The organism is Verrucomicrobiia bacterium (assembly GCA_026414565.1).
Lineage (GTDB): Bacteria > Verrucomicrobiota > Verrucomicrobiia > Limisphaerales > Fontisphaeraceae > Fontisphaera.
The window spans coordinates 17,482-27,937 of the sequence record JAOAIT010000035.1 but is presented as its reverse complement, the minus strand read 5'-3'; the positions used below and the strand labels follow the sequence as shown (position 1 = coordinate 27,937).

5 protein-coding genes are annotated in these 10,456 nt (G+C 61.8%); 4 read left to right on the top strand and 1 reads right to left on the bottom strand.

The window, feature by feature from the left end; all coding sequences use genetic code 11:
- The 3 genes from N3J91_08130 to N3J91_08120 form a co-directional block, all read left to right on the top strand.
- Positions 1-1,820: lamin tail domain-containing protein (locus N3J91_08130; GenBank protein MCX8156398.1), on the top strand; the 1,820-nt coding region annotated here is incomplete at its 5' end.
- Between the two features lie 130 nt (positions 1,821-1,950).
- Positions 1,951-2,904 (top strand): aminotransferase class IV, encoded by a 954-nt coding sequence (locus tag N3J91_08125; protein MCX8156397.1) that lies wholly within the window; start codon positions 1,951-1,953, stop codon positions 2,902-2,904.
- Positions 2,901-4,742, top strand: a complete 1,842-nt coding sequence (locus tag N3J91_08120; GenBank protein ID MCX8156396.1) for an ABC transporter ATP-binding protein/permease — start codon at positions 2,901-2,903, stop codon at positions 4,740-4,742. The genes N3J91_08125 and N3J91_08120 overlap by 4 nt, the downstream gene beginning before the upstream one ends.
- Here N3J91_08120 and N3J91_08115 read toward each other — a convergent pair whose 3' ends face one another.
- Positions 4,743-9,125, bottom strand: coding sequence for a hypothetical protein (locus tag N3J91_08115; GenBank protein ID MCX8156395.1), 4,383 nt, complete (start codon positions 9,123-9,125; stop codon positions 4,743-4,745). It lies immediately after the preceding gene.
- Between the two features lie 118 nt (positions 9,126-9,243).
- Here N3J91_08115 and sppA point away from each other — a divergent pair, with 118 nt between their 5' ends.
- A complete protein-coding gene (gene sppA, locus N3J91_08110; GenBank protein ID MCX8156394.1) occupies positions 9,244-10,440 on the top strand; it encodes a signal peptide peptidase SppA in 1,197 nt (398 codons plus the stop codon).
- The last annotated feature ends 16 nt before the right edge of the window (positions 10,441-10,456 follow it).

Below are 10,456 nucleotides of genomic sequence, written 5' to 3'. Positions count from 1 at the left end.
TGTATTTGGACGACATCCGGATTGAGGAGGGCTGGGTGGTAGGTGGGGGGACCAATTATGTGGTGAACGGGGGATTTGAGGCGCCGCTGGCGGGGACATGGAATTTGGGGACGGCGGTGCAGGGTTCGACGCGGGTGAGCGACGTGGTACGGGAGGGGCAGTACAGTTTGCGGCTGGTTTCGACGGGGCGGGCGCAGCAGGTGTTGACGACGCTGTGGCAGCCGGTGGTGTTGAAGACAGGGGTGGTGTACACGGTGAGTTTCTGGTACTGGCCAAGTTTGACGCTGACGAACGTGGAGGTGTACGTGACGACGTTTGTGCGGAGCAATGTGAATGTGAATGCGGGGGCGGTGTATCGGTCGCCGGGGGCGGCGAATCCGACGGAGCGGCCGTTGCCGGAGCTGCCTGGGGTGTATGTGAACGAGGTGCAGGCGGAGAATGTGGGTGGGGTGGTGGACAATTATGGGGAGCGGGAGCCGTGGGTGGAGTTGTACAATGGGGGGAGCAATGCGGTGGATTTGACGGGGTGGTATTTGACGGACACGTACACGAATTTGGGGCGGTGGGCGTTTCCGGCGGGGACGGTGTTGGGGCCTGGGGAGTATCGGGTGGTGTGGTGTGACGGGCAGGTGGAGCAGAGTGCGGGGACGAATTTGCACACGAACTTCCGGCTGACGGGGGGCAGCGGGTCGGTGGCGTTGGTGATGCCGGTGGACGGGCAATTGGGGGTGTTGGATTACCTGAACTACACGAATCTGGCGCCGGGTCAGAGTTATGGGGACTACCCCAACGGCCAGATGTTTTATCGGCAGAAGTTCATGTATCCCACCCCGGGTTGGGCCAACAACACCGATCTCGCCCTGCCGGTGGTGCGCATCAACGAATGGATGGCGGACAACACCATCGTGCCCACCCCTGACCAGCGATTTGAAGACTGGTTTGAATTGTATAACCCCACCACCAACATCGTGAACCTGCAGGGCTTATTCCTCAGTGATAATCCCAGCAACAAGTTCCAGTTCCGCATTCCAGCGGGTTACCTTATCCCGCCGCGGGGGTATTTGCTGGTCTGGGCTGATAATCGCCCCGAGCTGAACAGTACCAACGATCCGGATTTGCACGTGAACTTTGCCCTGAGCCGCCGCGGCGAGGCCATCGGCCTCTATGGGCCGGACGGCGCAGTAATTGATGAAGTCATCTTTGGCGATATGACTGGCAATGTGGTCTTGGGCCGTTATCCCGATGGCGGCGCGCTCATCACCACCCTGACCCGGCCCACACCACGCGCCGCTAATGTGGCCTCGGTGGTGCCCGCCAACACCCCGCCACAACTCGCGCCTTTGCCCAACCGCGGCCTGTTGGTGGGGCAGACCTTGCAAGTCACGGTGCTGGCCACGGATGCAGATCAGCCTCCCCAAAACCTGACCTTCAGCCTGTTGCCGCCCACACCTGCCGGGGTGATTTTCACCAACGGAAACCGATTGGTTTGGACACCCGCTCCGGCGCAGGTCGGGACGCACCAGATTGTGGTGAAGGTTACCGATGATGGCACGCCGCCGATGAGTGCCACCAACGCCATGCAAATCACCGTGGGCGCGCTGCCACAACTGCCCCCCAGCGGGCTTTCCCTGGCCAACGGACGGTTGAGCCTGACCTTTTCCACTGTGCCCGGCGTCACCTACCGCCTGCAGTATAAACAACGATTGACCGATGCCACCTGGTCGGACGTGGCTCCCGCCACCAACGCCCCCGGCACCAGTCTGACCCTGCAGGACAACCTCACCGCACCCCAGCGTTTCTACCGCCTGGTCGCAGAGTAACCGTTGCAGCACTGAGCGGGTGGTGGTAACCGCCCATGCTTCCGCCTTGCTGGGGCCGGCATTGCTGCTCCGAAAAACGGCCGGGGCATGCGTGGCCTGGAGTGTAATCCTCCCTTGCACAGGCTTGATTATGGCGGCGGCTTGGCGGTATGAACTGGGGCTGCGCTTCATCCGGGCGCGGCGGGGAGTTGATGACATGCCTTTTGTAATGCTTAATGGCCGGTTGGTGCACGAGTCTCAAGCCACCGTTTCGGTGTTCGATCGGTCCTTCCTCTATGGGGATGGGCTGTTCGAGACGATGGTGGTATGGAATGGCCGCCCGTTCCGTTGGGAGATGCATTGGGAGCGTCTGCAGCGCGGTCTGGGCATCTTGCGGATGGCCATGCCCTGGACCCAGGAGGAGGTGATGCGGCAGGTGGCGCAATTGCTGGAGGCCAACCTGGCCCGGCATGCGGTGTTGCGCCTGCAGGTGTCCCGCGGTCTTGGGCCGCGCGGTTATTCCCCCCCTGCTCGCAGTGAGACGGTGATGGTGCTCAGCACGCATCCTTTGGAGCCGGTGGCACCGGGCCAGCCGCAGGCGTGGCGGTTGCACACGGCTTCCTTGAGATTGCCGCCCGCACATGCCCTGAGCGGGTTCAAAACCTGCAACAAACTGTGGCAGGTGGCCGCACGTGTGGAGGCCCGCGAGCAGGGTGCGGATGAAGCGTTGTTGCTCAGCGCTGATGGTCACCTGGCGGAAGCTGCGGCTGGCAACCTCTTTTGGTGGGCGCAGGGCGTGTTGCATACACCTCCCTTGAGCACAGGGGCGCTCCCCGGCGTGACCCGCCAGATCATCCTCGAATTGGCGCACCGGTGGCAGTGGGAAATCCAGGAAACGCTCGCCGGGCCAGAGGTTCTTGACCGGGCCGAGGGCGCCTTCCTCACCACGTCCCCCCTGGGGGTGATAGAAGCAATCTCCCTGGATGGCAGGACGCTGGCGCGCTCCCCCCTGACACTGCAATGCCATGCCGGCTATTGGGCCTTGATGGCGCGGGAGTCAGAGGCCCGCCGCTGTGCGCCGCCCTCCCTTCCCACCTCCTTATGAGCAACCCTCCGCCCTCCCTGTTTCAGGTGTGGAAGCGCGCGCTGGCCTATTTCCATCCCGACTGGCCGCGATTCATTGGGGTTTGCGGTTTGATGCTCGCCACCATTGGCGCCAACCTCATTAAACCGTGGCCGGTGGCGTGGATTGTGGACGGGTTGCTCGGCCAGAAGGCCTTGCCAGCTTGGCTGCCCGGGGCCGAAGGCTGGCGTGATGGAGGGGCCTGGTCTCCGGTGTTGTTGACGCTGGTGGGCGCCGTCCTGGCGGCACATTTGGTGCACAGTCTTTTGTCCACGGCCCAAAACTACCTGGCCATCAGCATGGGGCTGCGGGGGTTGCGCCGGGTGCGCAACGCCGTGTTTGCCTGTCTGCAACGGTTGTCCCTGCGCTTTCATCAGCGGCAGCGGTTGGGCGATTTGATCTACCGTGCCGCCTGGGACACCTACGCCTTCCAGACTTTGTTCCAGCAGGGGTTGATTACCACCGTCTCGGCGCTCCTCTCGCTGGTTTTTATGGTTGTGGTCATGGTGCAAATCAACGGGCGCCTGACTCTGGTTGCGCTGGTTACGGCGCCGTTGATGGTGCTGGCCATTCGACTGTTGGGGCGGCGCATGTACGAGCAGGGAGCGGCCGCCCAGCAGGCAGATAGCGCCGTGGTCTCCCTGGTGCAGCAGAATCTGCAGGCCTTGCCGCTGGTGCAAAGTTACACCCGGGAGGACCGCGAGCAGGAGACCTTCGTGGCACAGACGGAAGTGGCGCAGCGCACCCGCCTGCGCCAGCACGCCTGGGAGTTGTTGTACTGGCTGGGAATCAGTGGGGCTTTTGGACTCGGGGTGGCGCTTACCGTCTGGCTGGGGGCCTCACAAGTGATGGCCGGGCAACTGACCATCGGCCAGCTCTGGGTTTTTCTGGCCTATTTGGGCCAGCTTTATGATCCCCTCAACCAGCTTTCCCACGCTGGCGTTACCCTTTCCACCGCGGGGGCCGCGGCGGGCCGTGTGTTTGAGCTGCTCGATACACCGGAAGAAGTGAAGGACGCTCCTGACGCCCGCCCGGCGGCCCGCGCCGGCACTGCCGCTGCCGCAGCTCCCCATGTTCTGGCAGTGCGCGGCCGTCTGGAGTTTGACGGGGTTTCATTTGGATATGAGCCGGGCAAGCTGGTTTTGAAAAAGGTTTCCTTTGGCGTGGAACCGGGTCAGCGGGTGGCGATTATTGGCCCCAGCGGGGCAGGGAAGACCACGTTGATGAACTTAATCCCCCGTTTTTTTGATCCACAGGAGGGGGCCGTGCGGCTGGAGGGCGAAGACTTGCGCCGCATCAAATTGCGTGATTTGCGCTCATTGATCGCAGTGGTGTTGCAGGAGCCGGTGTTGTTGCCCAGTTCCATTGCCGATAACATCGCCTATGGCCGGCCAGGGGCGACGATGGCTGAAATTGAAGCCGCCGCCCGCGCCGCCGGCGCGCACGATTTCATTGTGAGTCTGCCGCAGAAATATCAAACGCCCGTGGGCGATGGGGGGGCGCGGTTGAGCACCGGCGAACGCCAGCGGCTTAACCTGGCGCGCGCCTTTCTCAAGGATGCCCCCCTGTTGTTGCTGGACGAGCCCACCAGCGCCCTGGATGCCGAAAACGAGGCCTTGGTAGTCAGGAGCCTCTTTGAGTTGATGCGGGGACGCACCACTCTCATGATTGCCCATCGCCTGAGCACCATTCAGAAGGTGGATCGCATCCTGGTGCTGCAAAACGGTGAAGTGACAGAATGGGGCACGCCGGAGGAGTTGCGCCGGCGCCCGGATTCTTATTATGCCCGCGTCATCAGCGGGCAGGTGGAACTGGCCTGATCAAGGCCCCACTTCAAACCACAGGTCCACGGTAATCTCCTGCTCGAAGGGCACCAGTATTCCTTCGGCGGTGGGCCAGCCGGGCGGCTGGGTGAACGTGGCGGTGGCAACGCTGGAGGCACAGCGTCGCCCGTCAGCCAGTTCCACCTCCAACCAAAACCGGCGAACGGCGAAATGATCGTGGTTTGGATTTTGTATGGCCAGGCGGTTGCGCCGGCCCAGCGTGGTGAGCACAGAGGCCGGCAATTCCATCCGGGCGGGGCCAAACGCGCCTTTTTCCTCGCGGGCGTAGGCCCCGGGAAGCTCGCCAATGGGCCGACCATTCAACCGGCCATACATTACATAAGGGCCCGGTCCCTCCACTCCCCGGCCTTCGAAATGCAACCAGCCGCGGCGGGCGCTGCGCAGCTTGTCCAGCGACAGCCCAGCAAGGGGCAGTGGGGAAGGTTCTTTGCGGCACAGGGCAGGATCGGCGGCCAGGGAGTAATACCAGACCGGCCGCAGGGTCTCCAAGTGCACCTCCGCCCAGCAGCCCCAATCGCCACTGGAATTGTCCTTCGGCCCGACATCAGTTTCCAACTGCACCACCACCTGCCGGCCCTGCCATTGGGTCAGGTCCACCTCCAACCGCTGCCATTCATGGCGGCCTATTGTTTTCCGACCGGCAACGACGCGGCGGCCCTGGTCGTCCACGAGCACCACCCGATATTCCAGTCCATCGCCCAAATCACTGCCGTTGGCCTTGCCCACCCACGCCCGCAACGCCACACCCTCGGGGTGCTGCGGCATCGCCAGCGGGCCAAATCGCAGCCACGTGTAGCCCACCCCGCCGAGGTAGGGGGGATGCACAAACCAACCGTGTCGCGTGACTTCGCCGCAGGCGGTAACTCGTTTTTCCACCAGCGCGCCTGTGCTGCCAAAATCTTCCTTCTCTGGCTGTCCCCGCATCGCCACCCCGGAACCTGAGGGCTGGCTGAGGAGCTGCAATAACTTGGGCTCCAAGTGGCAGACGAGTCCCAACTCTTGTTTTTGTGTCAGACCTTGGGCGGACCATTTCAACTCCAAGAATTGTGCATCTTCTTGGCTGGGAAGGGGCAGGGCCAGGTTGACGCAGGCCGCTTGCCCGGGCTGCAGCCGCACGGTTTTTCGAGCCTGCGCCGCTTCCACTTCAAAGTCTGCCGCCTTGGCCAGATGACTTTGGAATGTCACCTCCAGCGCTTGTTCTTTTACCACGACGGACGCCCCGGCGAGCGGCACCACGGTGAAATCAATCCAGCCACCTTCGCGCTCAATCCAGAGCCGCTGGCCCGGCTGGGCCGCAGCGGGAATGGACACCTGATGGGTTTTGCGGCCACGGACGGTGACCACTTCACCGGGCACAACCCTTTCCCGCTCGCAGGTCAGGACCACTTCATTTTTCCCGGCCTTGGCAGGACGAAGCAGGTAACTGAAGGCACCTTGAACGGGGACAACATAACGCAGGCCACGTGCGAGGCGCACTTCGGCCGGACCCAGCTCACGCCGCTGCTGGTCCAGCGCGACGGCCTCGACGGGAGGCAGCGCAAAGCCACATTCCGCGCCTTCAAACAGCAGTATTTCGTAGTTCTGATTTGGTAGCTTGCGGCAGATGCCCGCCCCGTTGCCTGCGGCCAGGGGACGCCGGAGGAACTGGCCGCGCCCATCAATGAACATGTGGGTGGGGGCCACGGCGTAATCATGCCGATGACCGCCGAAATCCGTTGACCACATCTCCACTTGTCCATCTGCGGTCCAGCCGCCGAAACCGTTGGGTGGCAAGTCCACATCGCGTCCCCAGAGCCGCGCCTGCATCCGTTCAGTCGTGCTGCCATTGGCGACGGTGCAGGTGCCATCGGCATAACGGAGGGCCACTTGCGAACGGCGGTACACCCCCCGGGCTACGGCGGCGGTGGTGTCCCACAAGCGCCCGCGTTCGTCCACATACCGGATTTCTGCCACATTGGTCAGGCAGTAGCGGCGATGCAGGGGCAGCAGCAGGTAATAATTCCGCAACGCCGAGCGCAGGCCGTCATCAAAGCACAAAAAGCCGCTGTGGCCGAAGGCCACCGTGGCCGCCATGAACCGATCCAACCATGCCTCCATTTCCGGTGTGCCGGGACGCGGCCTTTTTTGGCCGGGATAAAACATCTCGGTATTGCCCATTCCAAAGTTGCAGCCCAAATCGTGCAGCCGGCGCAGATCAAAATCCACCAGCCACGGATTCTCCGCCGGCCGATAGGCTTGGTCCTGGGCGTAATTGCCATCGGTCAAACCCATGTAAAAGGCATGAAAGCCGCCCTCGGAATACACCGGTCCCTGCCAGGCGGCCTTTTGCAGCAGCATGATTTCGCCGTATGCATAAAACACGGACGCCATCGTCCCGGCGCCGGGCACCCGCGCATCGTAATCCACGCGGCTCCAGGGCGCCACGGCGGTATGCACATCGCAATACGCCGTGCTGAACTTGAACTGCCGTTGAATGAGCGGGCTGAGCCGCTCGCAAAACTCCACCGCGCGCGCCGGTTTGGGGGCATAACAACGCGGCCACGCCGTTTGCCATTGATTGTCCGAGGTGCGGCTCACCAGGTCCGCGTGCCAGTATTCATTCACTGGCGAGAAATCGGTGAAATTGTTGTAAGGCCCATACACAAATCCCAGTTCGTCCTGCATCAAGCGCGCATACGCATATTGTCCGGCTTCCCCGCCTTTGCCGGGGGCGGGCCGGGTGCGGAAGGTGAAACTCTCGCCGCCATCCCGCCACATGGTTTCGTGATCCGTGATGATTAAATCCGTCATGCCCCAACGATGCACATTGCGCCAAAATTCGGCATCCCGTTGGCGGTCTGTCGCCCCATAAGCATACCAAAGACGGGTGCCGGTAATGTGTTTCCAAGGGGATGCGGGGTTGGCGATCACGGGCAGGGTCTCCTCGTAATGCGGGGTGACAGTCAGAAAAAAACGCTCGAAGCAATCGTTCAGTCTGCCATCGGTCCGCGGCCGGTAGCGGATGCCGGCGTGGTAGGTGACTCCTTGTTTGTTCGCGGAGGAGTTGGCCCACAAGATCGAGCCATTGGACCGATACCAATCCACGTGACCGGTCAAAAAGAGAGGGCGCTCCGCCGGGCCGCTAACGACCACCGCCGGATGTTTGCCTTCAGCCGGGTAGTATGGATTCGTGACTAGTCGCGGGTTATCTAATCCTTCGGCCTTGCCCCAGCGCACTTCGCGCACCCACCCGCCCGGTGCCAGCACATCCATGACCAGCGATTTATTCCACAGGCGATAGCAGTAAGTCAGCATCTGCGGACCGTTGTCTGTATACGCCTCCCAGAGGGACTCCACCCGGTCATCCATGAGCCGGGTTTCGCGGTGAATCAGCTTTTGGGGTAAACGCTCCCCCTGTTGGGTTCTGACATACACGCCGCCCTCCACACAGGGACGAAACTCCACCTTCAGCCCCGTGGCGGCAGGCTGCCAGACGACCCGCCAGTCCGACCAGGTGCCCGTCTGCGGCGTGAGGCGGTATTCCAACCGCCCATCGGCGCCGGCGTATCTCAACACGAATTCGCGGCCCTGTTGCATGACACTCGTTTGAAAGGATTTGGTGACGTTGGGGGGCAGCAGGGTCTCGGCGCGGGTGGGAAAGGGCAGGGTGCCGGGCCCTGTATTCACCCCGGGCGATTGTCCCGGAAACAATTCCAAATTGCGGCGCGGCCGGGGAGAAAAGGTCAGAGGGGGAAAAGCTTCCGTGTACACGGCCAGGTTGTCGAAATACAAAGTCCTTTCCTGCGCGTTGCGTCCCTGCGTGATCAGCAGCCCCTCGAAACTGGCGCCGGATTTCAGCGCGGCCACCTGCTCCGGGGTCAACCGCCGGTGCATCAAATGCCATTCCCGCCAATGCACGCTCCCCAGGCTCACCCGCACCTCCTGTTGCTGCCGGTTGCGAAAGACCACGGTCAGGGTGACGGGCGGCGTGTGCGGATCGGGCGCAAAGGCCCAGTTATTCCCATAACACCAAAGCGTGACAGCATCAAAAGGCCCCGAAATGGCAATGGGTTTTGCGGGCTGGAGTTTGATTTCGGGTTGCTCTCCAGTCGCGCGATAAGTCAGGCGGCCTACATATTGACCCCACAACTGTTGCTCGCGGCTGCGGATGAAGACCGCGGCCGCCTGCTGCGTATGCACCTGCCAGCCGCTCAAGTCTTCAAAGTCCACCAGCGGCGGCACGTGGTCCTCATGCCGCCCCGCCCATTCCATTTCATAAGGACGCTGGCCGACTCGAGCTGACTCGGCCGCCTGGCTCTTATGCGTGCCAGTGACGCAACCCAGCGCGAAAATCACGCAACCGAGAATGACGGTTTTCATGGATGATGGTGTTGCTCAGGTTACGCTCCCCCGGCCTGGGCATCAATCTCCTTCGCCTGTTGTCCACCTGCGGATGCCACTTGCCCCACTGCGAGGCGTGAAGTACGCTTATCCTACTATGGATAACAATCACATACCGCCTGAAGGGGGCGCCAGTCCCCAGCCTAGTCCCCAGCCGCCGCTGTCGGCGGCTCCGCGGCCGGTGCCCATGGCGCCGCCGCCGTTGCCGGTGACGCCGGTGGCCACGCCAGCGCCCCGCAGCAAGGGGCGCGGGTGGATGATCGTGGCTCTGCTCCTGTTATTGATGTTGGTGGGCAGCCTCATGTTTAACTTTATTTCAGCCTTTGGCGGCCTGGAAATGGACGGGCTGAGCCTGGGCCAGCCCCGCCTCAAAGCCGGGCCCAACCTGGTGGAAGTGCTCGTGAGGGAGGGGGAATCCAATGATAAACTGGCCGTCTTGCATGTGGAGGGCCTTATCGCCAGTGCCATGGGTGGGGATTTGGACCTTCCCCGCCTCATTGAAGCCCAGCTTAAACTGGCGGAGGAGGACAAGCGCGTTAAAGGTGTGGTGCTGGTGATTGATTCTCCCGGTGGTGAAGTCCTGGCTTCGGATCGCATCTATCAACTGATTCGCGATTTCCAGAACAAGACCCAAAAACCCGTGGTGGCTTCCATGAGCAGTCTGGCGGCATCAGGGGGGTATTACGTGGCGGCGCCCTGCCGTTGGATTGTGGCGCACGATCTGACCATCACCGGCAGCATCGGGGTCATCATGCAAGGCTATAATTACCGGGGTTTGATGAACAAAATCGGCTTGCGGCCGGAAGTGTATAAAAGCGGCAAATTCAAGGACATGCTCAGCGGCGCCAAAGACCTGGAGAACATGAATCCCGAGGAACGCAAGCTGCTGGAGGAGGAACGCCGGATGGTGCAGAAACTGATTGATGAAGCCTTTGAGACCTTCAAATCCCGCGTCAAAGAGGGGCGGGCGTATGCCTCCAAAATGAATCGTGCCCCCAACCTGCGCCCCAACTGGGAGGAATACGCTGACGGCCGCATCCTTTCGGGACGGCAGGCGCTGGAGCACGGTTTTGTGGATCAATTGGGGACTTTTGATGATGCCGTGAAATATACTGCGCGGCTGGCAGGCGTGACTGATCCCAAACTGGTCACTTATGGCGTGCCCTTTGATTTTACGCGTATCCTGCGTCTTCTGGGCCGGAGCGAAACGACAGAAATCAAAGTGGACCTGGGCGTTAAGGTGCCCCAGCTTAAATCAGGCTGCCTGTATTACCTCTCGCCGCATTTGTTCTGATCAGGATGGCCCACAA

Coding starts and splice junctions, on each gene's coding strand:
- N3J91_08125 (MCX8156397.1), top strand. CDS start 1,951: ATGGCGGCGGCTTGGCGGTATGAACTGGGGCTGCGCTTCATCCGGGCG.
- N3J91_08120 (MCX8156396.1), top strand. CDS start 2,901: ATGAGCAACCCTCCGCCCTCCCTGTTTCAGGTGTGGAAGCGCGCGCTG.
- N3J91_08115 (MCX8156395.1), bottom strand. CDS start 9,125: ATGAAAACCGTCATTCTCGGTTGCGTGATTTTCGCGCTGGGTTGCGTC.
- sppA (MCX8156394.1), top strand. CDS start 9,244: ATGGATAACAATCACATACCGCCTGAAGGGGGCGCCAGTCCCCAGCCT.